This is a genomic window from Pseudomonas sp. NBRC 111123, assembly GCF_001320205.1.
GTDB classification, from domain to species: Bacteria; Pseudomonadota; Gammaproteobacteria; order Pseudomonadales; family Pseudomonadaceae; genus Aquipseudomonas; species Aquipseudomonas putida_J.
On sequence record NZ_BCAZ01000079.1, the window covers coordinates 1 to 12,723 of the forward strand.

At 65.3% G+C, this 12,723-nt stretch carries 10 protein-coding genes and 2 pseudogenes; 5 read left to right on the forward strand and 7 right to left on the reverse strand.

Annotation, left to right across the window (positions count from 1 at the left end; genetic code table 11):
* The first annotated feature begins 67 nt into the window (after positions 1 to 67).
* The 5 genes from catA (at position 68) to APH27_RS24775 (ending at position 5,840) form a co-directional block, all read left to right on the forward strand.
* Positions 68 to 1,003: a catechol 1,2-dioxygenase gene (gene catA / locus APH27_RS24755; RefSeq protein WP_027919375.1), complete on the forward strand. Its 936-nt coding sequence runs from the start codon at positions 68 to 70 to the stop codon at positions 1,001 to 1,003.
* Positions 1,004 to 1,309: 306 nt separating this feature from the next.
* Positions 1,310 to 2,668, forward strand: a complete 1,359-nt coding sequence (locus tag APH27_RS24760; protein ID WP_060486151.1) for an MFS transporter — start codon at positions 1,310 to 1,312, stop codon at positions 2,666 to 2,668.
* Between the two features lies 1 nt (position 2,669).
* Positions 2,670 to 3,629: an AraC family transcriptional regulator gene (locus tag APH27_RS24765; protein WP_060486152.1), complete on the forward strand. Its 960-nt coding sequence runs from the start codon at positions 2,670 to 2,672 to the stop codon at positions 3,627 to 3,629.
* 97 nt (positions 3,630 to 3,726) lie between these two features.
* On the forward strand, positions 3,727 to 4,827 hold the full coding sequence (locus APH27_RS24770; RefSeq protein ID WP_060486153.1) for an NAD/NADP-dependent octopine/nopaline dehydrogenase family protein: 1,101 nt from the start codon (positions 3,727 to 3,729) through the stop codon (positions 4,825 to 4,827).
* Positions 4,824 to 5,840, forward strand: coding sequence for a 3-hydroxybutyryl-CoA dehydrogenase (locus APH27_RS24775; protein ID WP_060486154.1), 1,017 nt, complete (start codon positions 4,824 to 4,826; stop codon positions 5,838 to 5,840). Before APH27_RS24770 ends, APH27_RS24775 begins: the two co-directional genes overlap by 4 nt.
* Here the strand turns inward: APH27_RS24775 and APH27_RS27275 are convergent.
* The 7 genes and pseudogenes from APH27_RS27275 to APH27_RS24805 all read right to left on the reverse strand — a co-directional run.
* Complete coding sequence (locus APH27_RS27275) at positions 5,802 to 6,557, reverse strand: methyl-accepting chemotaxis protein (RefSeq protein WP_371262736.1); 756 nt, start codon at positions 6,555 to 6,557, stop codon at positions 5,802 to 5,804. The genes APH27_RS24775 and APH27_RS27275 overlap by 39 nt on opposite strands.
* 102 nt (positions 6,558 to 6,659) lie before the next feature.
* Positions 6,660 to 7,934: pseudogene (locus tag APH27_RS27280) on the reverse strand (HAMP domain-containing protein); the annotation flags it as partial.
* Positions 7,935 to 8,398: 464 nt separating this feature from the next.
* Positions 8,399 to 9,697, reverse strand: a complete 1,299-nt coding sequence (locus APH27_RS24785; RefSeq protein WP_060486156.1) for an MFS transporter — start codon at positions 9,695 to 9,697, stop codon at positions 8,399 to 8,401.
* A gap of 22 nt (positions 9,698 to 9,719) precedes the next feature.
* Complete coding sequence (locus APH27_RS24790; protein ID WP_060486157.1) at positions 9,720 to 10,964, reverse strand: OprD family outer membrane porin; 1,245 nt, start codon at positions 10,962 to 10,964, stop codon at positions 9,720 to 9,722.
* A gap of 111 nt (positions 10,965 to 11,075) precedes the next feature.
* On the reverse strand, positions 11,076 to 12,035 hold the full coding sequence (locus tag APH27_RS24795; RefSeq protein WP_060486158.1) for a PDR/VanB family oxidoreductase: 960 nt from the start codon (positions 12,033 to 12,035) through the stop codon (positions 11,076 to 11,078).
* 10 nt (positions 12,036 to 12,045) lie between these two features.
* Entirely contained in the window at positions 12,046 to 12,522 is a 477-nt protein-coding gene (locus tag APH27_RS24800; RefSeq protein ID WP_060486159.1) for an aromatic-ring-hydroxylating dioxygenase subunit beta, read from the reverse strand.
* A pseudogene (locus APH27_RS24805) lies at positions 12,522 to 12,723 on the reverse strand (aromatic ring-hydroxylating dioxygenase subunit alpha); the annotation flags it as partial. The gene APH27_RS24800 and the pseudogene APH27_RS24805, both read right to left, overlap by 1 nt.

Consider the following 12,723-nt stretch of genomic DNA (forward strand, 5'->3'; position numbering starts at 1 on the left):
CAGCGACGACCGCTGATTCACCCTTGAACCACGACTACCTGACAAGAACAATTCGAGGTAAGCAGAAATGACCGTGAAGATCTCCCACACCGCCGATATCAAGGCCTTCTTCGAGCAAGTGGCCGGCCTTGGCCAGGCCGAAGGTAACCCGCGCTTCAAGCAGATCATCCTGCGCGTGCTGCAGGACACCGCACGCCTGATCGAAGACCTGGAAATCACCGAAGACGAGTTCTGGCATGCCGTCGACTACCTCAACCGCCTTGGCGGGCGCAACGAGGCAGGCCTGTTGGCGGCAGGCCTTGGCATCGAGCACTTCATCGACCTGCTGCAGGATGCCAAGGACGCCGAGGCCGGCTTGAGCGGCGGCACCCCGCGCACCATCGAAGGCCCGCTGTACGTAGCCGGTGCACCGCTGTCCGAGGGTGAAGCGCGCATGGACGACGGCACCGACCCCGGTGTGGTGATGTTCCTCCAGGGCCGGGTATTCGATGCCGCGGGCCAGCCGCTGGCCGGTGCCACCGTGGACCTGTGGCACGCCAATACCCAGGGCACTTACTCGTACTTCGATTCGGCCCAGTCCGAATACAACCTGCGCCGCCGCATCGTCACCGATGCCGAAGGCCGCTACCGCGCCCGCTCCATCGTGCCGTCGGGCTATGGCTGCGACCCGCAGGGCCCGACCCAGGAGTGCCTGAACCTGCTCGGCCGCCATGGCCAGCGCCCGGCCCACGTGCACTTCTTCATTTCCGCACCTGGCCACCGCCACCTGACCACGCAGATCAACTTCGCCGGTGACAAATACCTGTGGGACGACTTCGCCTACGCCACCCGCGACGGCCTGATCGGCGACCTGCGCTTTGTCGACGATGCGGCCGCGGCGCGTGACCGTGGCGTGCAGGGCGAGCGCTTTGCCGAGCTGTCGTTCGATTTCCAGCTGCAGACCGCCAAGGCGCCAGAGGCCGAGGAACGCAGCCACCGGCCACGGGCGCTGCAGGTTGACTGAGCCCTGACCTGATCCCTTGTGGGAGCAACTGTCTCGCTCAAATCTGGCGCGATCCCTGTGGGAGCGGGCGTGCCCGCGAACACGGGCGAAGCCCGTGCCATTCACCACGGTGTCGGCTTCGCGGGCAAGCCCGCTGCCACAGCGAAGCGAAAACAGGCTGCAATTCAAGTAATCGCCATACCTCCATTCCAATAACAATAAAGGTCCTTGGTCATGCGTAATCCCGCCCTGCGTGCGTTCGCCTGTTACTGACAGGTCACTGCCTTGTAATCCCTTTCCAGGCTGTCCCATCAGGAATTCGCGAGCATGAATACCCTCACTCAAGAACAACACCTCAAGCAGCACAACAAGCGCTATTTCTACGAATGGTACGTGGTCATCCTGTGCATGGTGGCCTACATCTTCTCGTTCGTTGACCGGCAGATCCTGGCCCTGATGATCGAGCCGATCAAAGCCGACCTGCAGTTGAGCGACACCCAGTTCAGCCTGCTGCACGGCCTGGCGTTCTCGCTGTTCTATGCCTTCATGGGCATGCCCATCGCCTACCTCGCCGACCGCTTCTCGCGCCCGCGTATCATTGCCGTCGGGGTGATCTTCTGGAGCTTCGCCACCGCCGCCTGCGGCCTGAGCAAGAACTTCGCGCAGATGTTCCTGGCGCGCATCGGCGTCGGTGTCGGCGAGGCAGCCTTGTCGCCCTCGGCCTACTCGATGTTCAGCGACATGTTCCCCAAGGAGAAGCTCGGTCGCGCCGTGGGCATCTACTCGATCGGCTCCTTCGTCGGCGGTGGCATCGCCTTTCTGGTCGGCGGCTACGTGATCACCTTGCTCAAGGACGCGCAGACCATCGAGGTGGCCATCCTCGGCGCGATGAAGGCCTGGCAACTGGCGTTCTTCATCGTCGGCCTGCCCGGGGTGATCGTCGGCCTGCTGGTCTGGCTGACCGTGCGCAACCCGCAACGCAAGGGCGCACAACTGGATGCCGACGGCAAGGTGCGCAAGGTCCGCCTCAGCGATGGCCTGCGCTTCATCGGCCGCCACCGGGCGACCTTCGGCTGCCATTACCTGGGCTTCTCGTTCTACGCCATGGCGCTGTTCTGCATGATGAGCTGGACCCCGGCGCTGTACATCCGCAAGTTCGGCATGAGCCCCGAACAAGCCGGTTTCATGCTCGGTACCATCCTGCTGCTGGCCAACACCAGCGGCGTGGTGTTCGGCGGCTGGCTCACCGACCACCTGGCCAAGCGCGGGCGCAGCGATGCGGCCATGCGCACCGGGGTGATCGGCGCCGTGGGCATGATCGTGCCAGCAGTGCTGTATTCGCAGGTCGACCAGCTGTGGCTGTCGGTGACCTTGCTGGTGCCGGCGATGTTCTTCGCCTCGTTCCCGATGCCGGCTTCCACGGCTGCCATGCAGATCCTGTCGCCGAACCAGGTGCGTGCCCAGGTTTCGGCGGTGTTCCTGCTGATCAGCAACCTGCTCGGGCTGGGCCTGGGTACCACGCTGGTGGCGCTGATCACCGACCGCTACTTCGGCGCACCGGCCGCCGTCGGCTCGTCGATGTCGATCGTCAGTTTCGGCGCCTCGCTGCTGGCCATCGTGCTGTTGGCCAAGGGCTGCAAGTGCTTCCGTGACAGCATGCGCCGCGAACACCCCGCCGAGGCCTGAGATGCTGGCGGACATCCGGCTGCTGGAGCGTTTTCCGCTGTTTCATTCGCAGGATGTGGCAGAGATGCAGGTGCAGCTGGCCCGTTACCTCTGCCCGCATCGGCTGCGCGTGCTGGACGGTGCTGCGCCGCAGTTGCAGGTCAGCGGCGTGGAGTTTGCCGGCGTGCGGCTGCTGCAGCTGCACTACGATGCGCCGGTGGAAGTCTGCCTCGAAGGCACGGGTGCGCAGTACCTGTTCCGCACCACCTTGCAGGGGCAGTGCGAAATCCGCCACGGCCGCGAACATGCAGCCGTGGCGGCGGGCGGGCTGAGCGTCAGCTCACCGTTCACCAGCAGCCGTATCGTCACCGGCGGCGCCTGCCGCAATGCGGTGCTCAGCATGCCCCGCGAGGCGCTGGAACTGCACTTGCAGCAGCTTTTGGGGCGCAGCCTGAAGCAGCCGCTGGCGTTCGATGCGCCGCTGTCGGCCGACCACCCTGGCGTGCATGCGCTGAGCCTGACCCTGGATTACCTGTGCCGGCTGTTCGCCCTGCAACTGAGCCTGGCGCCATTGCGTCAGGGCCTGGCGGACCACCTGGTGCAACTGCTGCTGACCCAGTTGCCGCACAACTACTCCAGTGCACTGCTGCAACCCGCAGGCATACCGCTGCCCGGCCATGTGCGCCGTGCCCGCGAGCACATCGAGGCACACCTGGACCAGCCTTTGGCGCTGGCCACCTTGTGTGCGCTCAGCGGGGTTTCGGTGCGCACGCTGCAGAACGGCTTTCGCCAGTTCCTTGGGCAGACGCCGGTCGAGTTCATCCGCGACCGCCGCCTGCTGGCGGTGCACCAGGCGCTGCAGAAGGGTGAGGGCAGCGTGACCGACGTGCTGCTGCGCTTTGGCATCAACAGCCCCGCGCATTTCACCCAGCAGTACCGTCAGCGTTTCGGTTGCCGGCCCTCCGATACGCTCAAAGGCTGAAAGCTGCGCAATCGGTAGGCTGCCTGCGTGATCTGCAGCGCTGGCAACACGCGTGATGGCTAGCATCGGCCTACCACACACACGCGGAGTTCCACCCATGCAAATCACTGTTCTTGGCGGCGGCCACGGCTGCTATGCAGCGGCTGTCGAAATGGCCGAGCGCGGCCATGCCACCCGGCTCTGGCGCCGTGACACTGCGGCCTTGCGAACACTGCAGGCGATTGGCAGCCTCAGCGTGCGCGATTATCGCGGCACACGCCAGCTGGCCCTTGGCGACAACCTGCAGCTGTTCAGCGACCTGGCCCAGGCGCTGCAGGGCGCGGACCTGGTGATCATCCCCTTGCCGTCGACCAGCCACGCGGCCCTGGCGGCTGAAGTGGCGCCGCTGCTCAGCGCCGGCCAGGTGGTGTTCCTGCCACCAGGCACCTTTGGCAGCTACGTGTTCGCCAAGGCCATGCGCGACTGCGGCAACCGTGCCGAGGTAGCCTTTGCCGAAACCGGTACCTTGCCCTACCTGGTACGCAAACATGGCGCCGACCAGCTGGTGATCAGCGCCTACGCCACACGCCTGCCGACCGGCGTGCTGCCCAGCCGCCTGTCAGCACATGCCTTCAGCGTGCTGCGCGAAGCGTACCCCAGCGTCGAGCCGATCGAAGATGCCCTCAGTGGCGCACTGATGAACGCCGGGCCTGTCATCCACCCGCCACTGATCCTGATGAATGCCGGGCCGCTGGAGCACTTCGAGTCGTGGGACATCCACAACGAAGGCACCCAGCCGTCGATCCGCCGGGTGACCAATGCGCTGGATGCCGAACGCATGCGTGTGCGTGAGGCGCTGGGCTACCCGGCGCCCCATTTCCCCTTGGCCGACCACTACAACACCGACCAGGGCGATGAGTGGATGTACGGCCGTGGCGCCCATGGCAAGCTCACCGACAGCGGCGACTGGCGCGAGAAGATCGACCTGCAGCAGCACCGCTACATGCTTGAGGACACCCGCCTGGGCCTGTCGTTGCTGGTTTCGGTCGGGCGCTGGGCCGGCGTGCCGACGCCGGTGGCGCAGGGTTTGCTGGCGTTGGCCTCGGCAGTTACCGGGCGTGACCTGTATGGCGAAGGGCGTACCCTGGAGAACCTCGGCCTGGCGGCATTGGGCCGCGAGCAGATGGCGGCCTTGCTGCGCGACGGTATCGCGCCATGAGCGGGTTGATGCGGCATGTCGCCGTGGTTGGTGCCGGGCGGATGGGCGAGGGCATTGCCCTGGCCTTCGCCCAGGCCGGCGTCCATGTCAGCCTCATCGACCTGAAAGCGCGGCAGGCGCAAGCCCAGGCCAGCTACTTCGAGGCGGTCAGGGTAAGGCTTGCCACTGAGGCGCAGAGCCTGGTGGCCCTTGAACTGATCGATGCGCAGCAGGCCGAACGGCTGTTGTCGCGGGTTCAGCTGCTGACGCTTGAGGCGGGCGGCCAGGCATTGCAAGGTTGCCGGCTGGTGTTCGAGGCGGTGCCTGAAGTGCTCGAAGCCAAGCGCGAAGCCTTCGCCTGGATCGACCGGCACGTGGCGGTGGATACGATCATTGCCTCGACCACCTCGACCTTCCTGGTAACCGAGCTGGCCGGCATGCTCAGCGCGCCTGCGCGCATGGTCAACGCCCATTGGCTCAACCCAGCGCACCTGATGCCGCTGGTGGAAGTCTCGCGCAGCACCGCAACCTGTGAAGCGGTTGTCGCCGAACTGCTGGCCACCCTGCAGGCCATCGGCAAGGTGCCGGTGCTGTGCAACGCCACACCCGGCTTCATCGTGCCGCGCCTGCAGGCGCTGGTGATGAACGAGGCGGCGCGCATGGTCGAGGAGGGGGTCGCCAGCGCCGAGCAGATCGACCTGGCCGTGCGTACCGGCTTTGGCCTGCGCTTCTCGGTACTGGGCCTGCTGGAGTTCATCGACTGGGGCGGTGGCGACATCCTCCACCATGCCTCGGCTTACCTCAGCCAGCACCTGGGCGAGCGCTACACGGCGCCGCATTCGGTACTGGACAATATGGCAAGCGGGCGCAATGGCCTGCGTGATGGCGTGGGTTTCTACGACTACCGCGATACCGATATCGATGCCTATCGGCAAACACGCCTGGCGCACCTGGTGCAGCGCCTGCACCAGGCCGGGCTGGCGCCGCGCTTTGCCTCAGGCCTTGAAGCGCTCGATCAGCCCTTGCTGCTCTGACGCCAGGTCGTTCAACTGCTGGCTGATCCCCGCCGAGCGCTCGGCCTGGCCGGACAGCGAGGCGGTGACATCGCGCACCGCCTCGACATTGCGGTTGACCTCTTCGGCGACGCTGCTCTGCTGTTCGGCGGCGCAGGCGATCTGCACGTTCATGTCGGTGATCACGCTGACCGCCTGACGAATCTGTGCCAGTGCCTGCAGGGCCTGGCGTGCCTGCTCGGCATTGGCCTGGGCCTGCTCGTAGCTGAGCTGCATGGCGCCGGTCACCTCATGGGTACCGTTGCGCAGGTTGTCGATGATCGCGCCAATCTCTTCCACCGAGGCCTGGGTGCGCTGGGCCAGGCCGCGTACCTCGTCGGCGACCACGGCAAAACCTCGGCCGGCGTCACCGGCGCGAGCGGCTTCGATCGCCGCATTGAGCGCCAGCAGGTTGGTCTGCCTGGCAATCGACAGGATCACGCCCATCACCGCGCCAATCTGCTCGCTGCTTGTGGCCAGTGCGTGCAGGCGCTGCATGCCTTCGCTCATGCCACTGGCCAGATCCTGGATGCCCTGGGTGGTGCTTTCGATCACCTGCACGCCGGCTCCGGTGGCCTGGTCGGCGTGGCGGGCGGCTTCGGCGGCTTGCGCGGCGCTGTGGGCGGCGGCCTGGGCAGTGGCAGACATTTCGTGCAGCGCGGTGGCCATCTGTTCGATCTCGCGGAACTGCTGCTGCATGCCCGCGCTGGTCTGGCTGGCGATACGCGCCGACTGGTCGGCGGTGTCGCGGGTGTCGCGCACGCCGCCCTGAACCTGCGCGATCACCGGTTGCAGGCGCTCCAGGAAGCGGTCGAAGGCGCGGCTCAGGCGGCCCAGTTCATCCTTGCCGGGGTAGGCCAGGCGGCGGGTCAGGTCACCTTCGCCTTCGGCAATGTCTTCCAGCAGGTAGGCGACCCGCAGCAGCGGGCGGCTGACGCTGCGCGCGGTCAGCCACATCATCGCCACGCCCAGCAGCGCAACGCCCAGGCCCAGGCCGATCTGCAGGGCCAGGCTGCGCAGGCGCTGGGTGCGCATCTGCTCTTGCAGGGCGGCCACCGGCGCACCCAGCACGCCCTTGCCGACGCTCACCAGCACGGCCCAGGGGCTGGCTTCGGGCAGTGGCTGGATCGGCACCAGCATGCGCATGTACTTGGCATCTTCAAACGCCTGCGTGTGGCCTGCGGCTGCGGCGTCGAGCATGGCAGCGGCCTGCTCAGGGTGGCGTGCATTGAGCAGCGTACCGAGGCGTTCGGAGTGGCTGCTGTCACCGGCCAGCAGCCCGGCGGTGCTGACAATGGCGATATCGCCCTGGCCGTCGTACAGCGCTGCGGCGGCTTTCTCGGCATCGCGCTGCAGGGTCGCCAGGTCGATGTCCAGGCCTATCACGGCAACAACACGGCCTTGGTCGATCAGCGGCAGGGTCAGGCTGGTGACCAGCCGCGCGGTGCCACTGGAGCTGTCGACGTAGGGTTCGAGCAAGCAGGGTTTGGCGCTGGCACGCGAGCAGCTGAAAAACGCATTGAACGGCGCACCGCTGGGGCCGGGGGAGGTGTCGGCAAGCATCTTCTCGTCGCCAGGTACAGCCTGCAGCTGGCCGGGGCCAGGTTGCAGCCAGTACAAGGCGAACCGGCCATGGTCGTTGCTGCCCAGTTCCAGCTGGCTGCGGAAGTCGGCGTCGTGGCCGTCCAGCGCGTCGGGCTCGAAGGTGATGAACAGCCCCAGCAGTTCCGGGCGCCCGGCCAGGGCATCGCGCAGCACCTGGGTGAGGTCGCGGCGTAGTTCGGCAGGTGGCATTTCTGCGCGTTGGCGCAGGTGCATGACCTGGCGGCCGACGCCTTCGGCAAAGGTGTAGGCGCGAGCGAAGCCTTGCTGGATCTGCAGCGCCTGGGCCTGGCCCTCGGCTCGCAGGTTGCTGCGCGCGGCAGCCAGCAGCATGTCACTGGCGTTGCTGCCGACCTGGTCTTCGCTGGCCTGGCGCTGGGCCAGGGCCAGTGCGGTGAGGAGCACGACGACGGCAGCCAGGCACAGGCTGGCGAGCAGGGTGATCTTGTTGTGGATGCTCAAGGCGTTGGTCATGTTGTTTTCCGTGACGCGAGTTGGGCTCGCGGCAGGCTACCGGGGCATGGCGCTTGGCGAAATGGCTGGGGAGTGGAATGGCAGGCAGGGGCAAGAGGTTGGCACGGGTGGATAATTTGATTGGGGTTCAGGGTGTTTGCCTTGCCGGTTGTGGTGTTTTTGAAATCGAGCGCCGCCCGCGCGGCGCATCGCGGATAAATCCGCTCCTACATTTGTTGCAACGTACCGAACCTGTTACACCATGGTCGCCAGCCCTGGCGCATGTCTTTAGTCTTGCAGACAAGGCTGACAACCATGGCCTGTCAGGCGTGGCCACGTTGCAACAAATGTAGGAGCGGATTTATCCGCGATGCGCCGCGCGGGCGGCGCTCGATTTACCAGGCGCTGCAAACCCCAAGGCAAGCCCCCCAATAAAAAGCCCGGACCCTCCCCGCACGGAAAGGCCCGGGCAAAACCGAGCAAATCTAGGCCTTGGCCTGCGGCTTGATGGAGAGCACCGCCAAGGTGGTGATCGCGCCCATCACCACCAGCATCACCGACACCGGCCAGGCATCCTTGTACAGGCTGAACAACGCCGTCGCAGCCAGCGGTGCCAACCCACCGGAGAAGATCGAGGCAATCTCATGCCCCATGGCCAACCCCGAATAGCGCACCTTGGGCGGGAACAGCTCACCCATCAGCGCTGGCTGGGTGCCGATCATCGCGCCATGACAGAAGGCCATGCCCAGTAATGCCGCCAGGTACACCCACACCGGCGAGTGGGTATCGAGCATCCAGAAGAACGGGAACGCCAGGACCATCAGGCCGACCGAGCCGATGGCGTACACCACCCGCCGGCCGATGATGTCCGACAGCCAGCCCCAGAACACGATGGTGCCGGCTTCGACGATCATCGCCACCATCACGCTGGCCAGCACCAGCTGCGTATCCAGCCCGGTGAACTTGGCATAAGCGATGGTGAACGCCAGGAACAGGTAGGCGCTGCCGTTCTCGGCAATGCGGATGCCCATCGCCTGCAGCACCGCCTTGGGGTGCTTGCGCAACACTTCCATGGCCGGCAGGTGTTCGGGCTTGTCCTGTTGCGCCTGCTCCTCGACGAACGCCTTGCTCTCCGGCAGGCGCCGGCGGATGTACACGCCAACGCCGAAGATCAGGATGCTGGCCAGGAACGGCACGCGCCAGCCCCAGCTCATCATGTCTTCATGGGGCAGCATCTGTACCAGGTAGAAGGCCGCCGCCGACAGCACGAAGCCGCCCGACACGCCCAGCTGGCTCCAGGCCGCATAGAAGCCGACGCGGTCCTTGGGTGCGTTTTCGCTGAGCAGCAGCACGCCGCCGCCCCATTCACCGCCCGAGGCCACGCCCTGCAGCACGCGCAGGGTCACCAGGCACGCCGGGGCCAGGTAGCCGGCCTGTTCGAAGGTGGGCAGCAGGCCCATGGCGAAGGTCGCCGCGCCCATGATCGCCAGGGTCATCACCAGGGCCTTCTTGCGCCCGGCCTTGTCGCCGATGTGGCCGAAGATCAGGCCGCCCAGTGGCCGGGCCAGAAAGCCCACCGCAAAGCCTGCGAACGAGGCCATGGTGCCAAGTACCGGGTCGGTGCCAGCGGGGAAGAACAGTGGGGCGAAGATCAGCGCCGCGGCCGTGCCATAGAGGAAGAAGTCGTACCATTCCAGGGCGTTGCCCAGCACCGAGGCGATGACGATGCGGCGCATGGTGCGTGGGTCGGTATCACGGGTGATGCTGGTGTTGAGGTTAGTCATGAGCCATCTCCATGCGGGCCACTTACCAGAACTTCCAGGTGTAGGAAGTGATCAGGCGGTACTCGGTGTAGTCGCTGCCGTACTTTTGCTGGGTACGCATGTTCTTCAGGTCGAACGAAAGGTCCTTCAACGGGCCACTCTGGACGACATAGCTGAGCATGATGTCGCGCTCGCTTTCCTGGTCGCGTGCAAGGCCCGGGCCGCGATCGACGTCGGTACCCTTGATGTAGCGGGTGAACAGCTTGAGGCCGGGGATGCCCATGGCCACGAAGTTGTAGCCGTAACGCACCGACCAGCTGCGCTCGTCCGGGCGGATGAAGGGGATGCTCGCCCAGTTCGGCAGCCACAGCTGCGGCACGTAGCCGTTCAGGGTGGGGAACACCGTATCGCCGGTCATGCGCTGGTAGCTGGCGCCGATCATGTGCCCGCTCTTTTCCAGGGTCACCAGGCCGAAGTAGGCGCGGTTGTCCACTGGGCCGCTGCGCGCGGCGCCGTCTTCACGGTTGTTGAAGTAACCGACGTCGGTCTTCAGCTGGTAGCCGTCGGCGAACTTCAGGGTGTGCTTGATGCCGCCGTAATCCTGCTTGTAGATGTCGTTGAGCACGCCATGGAAGTAGCTGCCCTGCAGGTCCTGGGTGAAGTTGTAGGTGGCACCGGCGAAGTCGAGGCCGTCGCTGTCCAGGCTGTCGTTGGTGCCATAACGGTACAGCCGTTCGTGGTTGGACGACTCGCGGGTGACGATCGACCAGAAGCGCCCGCCGACCAGGGTCAGGTTGTCGATATCGCGCGACTCGATCACCGCACCTTGGTAGAGGGTGTCGAGCTGGCGGCTGGGGTCGTTGGAGGCGACCGGGTAGAACGGCTTCTGGTCACCGATCTTCACCTGGGTCTTGGCGTACTTGAGCTTCAGCGTCGCGCCGCCACGGCTGTAGTCGTCGGCGGCCTGCTGGCGATGGCGGCTGTACGGCAGCGAGCCATCGTTGCCGGTGGCGTCCAGGCGAAAGGCGTACTGGCCATTGAGGTCGATGCCAACGGCCAACGGGGTATCGGTGTAGCCGGACTCGAACTGCAGGTCGAAACCCTGCGACCAGTTGCCGACCTTGGACACCGGGGCACTGGGATTGGTGAAGTTACGGTTCAGGTAGAGGTTACGGAAGTTCAGCGACAGGTGGCTGTCATCCACCACGTCGGCAAAGCTGGTCAGGGGTAATACGGCGCCCACACACAAGCAAAACGATTTCGCACGCAACGGCCATTTGAGTTCCATGGGGTAATCCTGGAAATGTGATCAGTACAAGGTCTGGGCAGTCGTTCAACTGGGCAGAGGAGCCCTGCAGGTCTGTGGCCCGCTTGTCTGTCACGTATTGTTTTTGTTGTTTTAGATATCCAGCACCAGGCGCTTGCCGCGCGCCCGGGAACAGCACAGCACGATCTGTTCGTTACTCTGTTTTTCCTCATCGGTCAGGTATTGGTCACGGTGATCGGGTTCGCCTTCGAGCACATCGCACAGGCAGGTGCCGCATACACCCTGTTCGCACGACACCTCGACCTTGACGCCCACCTCGCGCAGGGCGGCGGTCAGGGTTTGCCCAGCGTGCACTTGCACGGTCTTGCCACTGCGTGCAGCGACCAGTTCGAAACGTTCGCCCGAAGTGTCGACCTCGGCCTGGAAGTATTCGTGGTGGATGTGCTGCTCATCGAAGCCTTGCTGGCGCGCGCCCTCGATCACCCAGTCCATGAAGCCCGCCGGGCCGCAGGTGTACAGGTGCACACCGGGGCTTCCCGGGCCGAGCACGCGGGCCAGGTCCAGCTGTTGTTCCGGGCCTTCGTCGCTGAAGTGGGTGAACACGCTGGCGGCGAACGGCGCGGCCAGCAGTTCATCGACGAAGGCGCAGCGGCTGCGCGAGCGGCCACGGTAGTGCAGTTCGAACGGCTGGCCCTGGGCGTGCAGGGCATGGGCCATGGCGATCATCGGGGTGATGCCGATGCCGCCACCCAGTAGGATCGAGCGTTGGGCATCGCAGGCCAGCGGGAACAGGTTGCGCGGTACGCTGATGCGCATCGGCGTGCCGGGCTGCAGCTGCTCGTGCACTGCCACGGAGCCGCCGCGGGACTGGCTGTCCTTGAGCACGCCGAGGCGATAGACACTGGCTTGCGCCGGGTCGCCGCACAGCGAGTACTGGCGGATAAGGCCGGGGGCCAGGTGCAGGTCGACGTGGGCGCCGGCGGCAAAGCGCGGCAGTGCCCGACCATCGACGGCAGCCAGTTCGAGGACGACGACGTCGCCCCCTTGCACCTCGCGGGCCTGGACGATCACATCGAGCAGTTGATCGTTCATCGGCCTGGCCTCAGAGGATGTAGCCGATACCGGCGAGGGTATCGTCGCTGTTGATCAGGCTGATCACCTTGCGGTGGATCTTGAAGCCGCCTTCGGCGCGCACCAGGGTGTAGGTCAGGTCGGCGCTGTAGTGCTTGAGGCTTTCCTTGCGGAACTCGCGGATGTTCTGCGCGGCGCGCACGGTGACGTTGACGCCGTCGTCGGCCAGTACGCGGAAACGCGAGATCGTGCGCACGGTGCGTGGCTGCGGGCTGGTGGAAATCGACTCGCCACCGATCAGCCGCTGCACGCGCAGGCCACGCATGTGGTGGTCGTCGTAGGCGTAGTTGAGGGTGTTCTCGTAGTCGGTCTCTTTTGGATCGATCGGGATGATGTAGGTCCCTTTCTCGGTCCACAGGTTCAGCCAGGTGTCGTATTCACCGTGGTCGAGCATGTCGCCTTCCTGCCAGATGAACGCGGTGACTTCATTGAGCAATGGCAGGTTCATCATTTGGCCTCCGCAGTCATCATCTTCTTCCACTGCTGGTACGCCGCGCGCATGCCGGTTTCGGCACTGACGTCAGAGACCAGGCCGTCTTCGCTGGGCTTCTCGCCCGGCAGGCCGCGGTTGAGCATGATCCACAGATTCTCGCCGGCATTGGCGCCTTTCTGCACCCGTTCCCAGGCTTCGGAATCGTCCGGGGTGCCA

Bases quoted from the DNA above. Each gene is read 5' to 3' on its own strand.
- APH27_RS24795 (WP_060486158.1), bottom strand. From the start codon at position 12,035: ATGAACGATCAACTGCTCGATGTGATCGTCCAGGCCCGCGAGGTGCAA.
- APH27_RS27275 (WP_371262736.1), bottom strand. From the start codon at position 6,557: ATGCAGCAGCAGTTCCGCGAGATCGAACAGATGGCCACCGCGCTGCAC.
- APH27_RS24790 (WP_060486157.1), bottom strand. From the start codon at position 10,964: ATGGAACTCAAATGGCCGTTGCGTGCGAAATCGTTTTGCTTGTGTGTG.
- APH27_RS24770 (WP_060486153.1), top strand. From the start codon at position 3,727: ATGCAAATCACTGTTCTTGGCGGCGGCCACGGCTGCTATGCAGCGGCT.
- APH27_RS24775 (WP_060486154.1), top strand. From the start codon at position 4,824: ATGAGCGGGTTGATGCGGCATGTCGCCGTGGTTGGTGCCGGGCGGATG.
- APH27_RS24760 (WP_060486151.1), top strand. From the start codon at position 1,310: ATGAATACCCTCACTCAAGAACAACACCTCAAGCAGCACAACAAGCGC.
- APH27_RS24800 (WP_060486159.1), bottom strand. From the start codon at position 12,522: ATGAACCTGCCATTGCTCAATGAAGTCACCGCGTTCATCTGGCAGGAA.
- APH27_RS24785 (WP_060486156.1), bottom strand. From the start codon at position 9,697: ATGACTAACCTCAACACCAGCATCACCCGTGATACCGACCCACGCACC.
- catA (WP_027919375.1), top strand. From the start codon at position 68: ATGACCGTGAAGATCTCCCACACCGCCGATATCAAGGCCTTCTTCGAG.
- APH27_RS24765 (WP_060486152.1), top strand. From the start codon at position 2,670: ATGCTGGCGGACATCCGGCTGCTGGAGCGTTTTCCGCTGTTTCATTCG.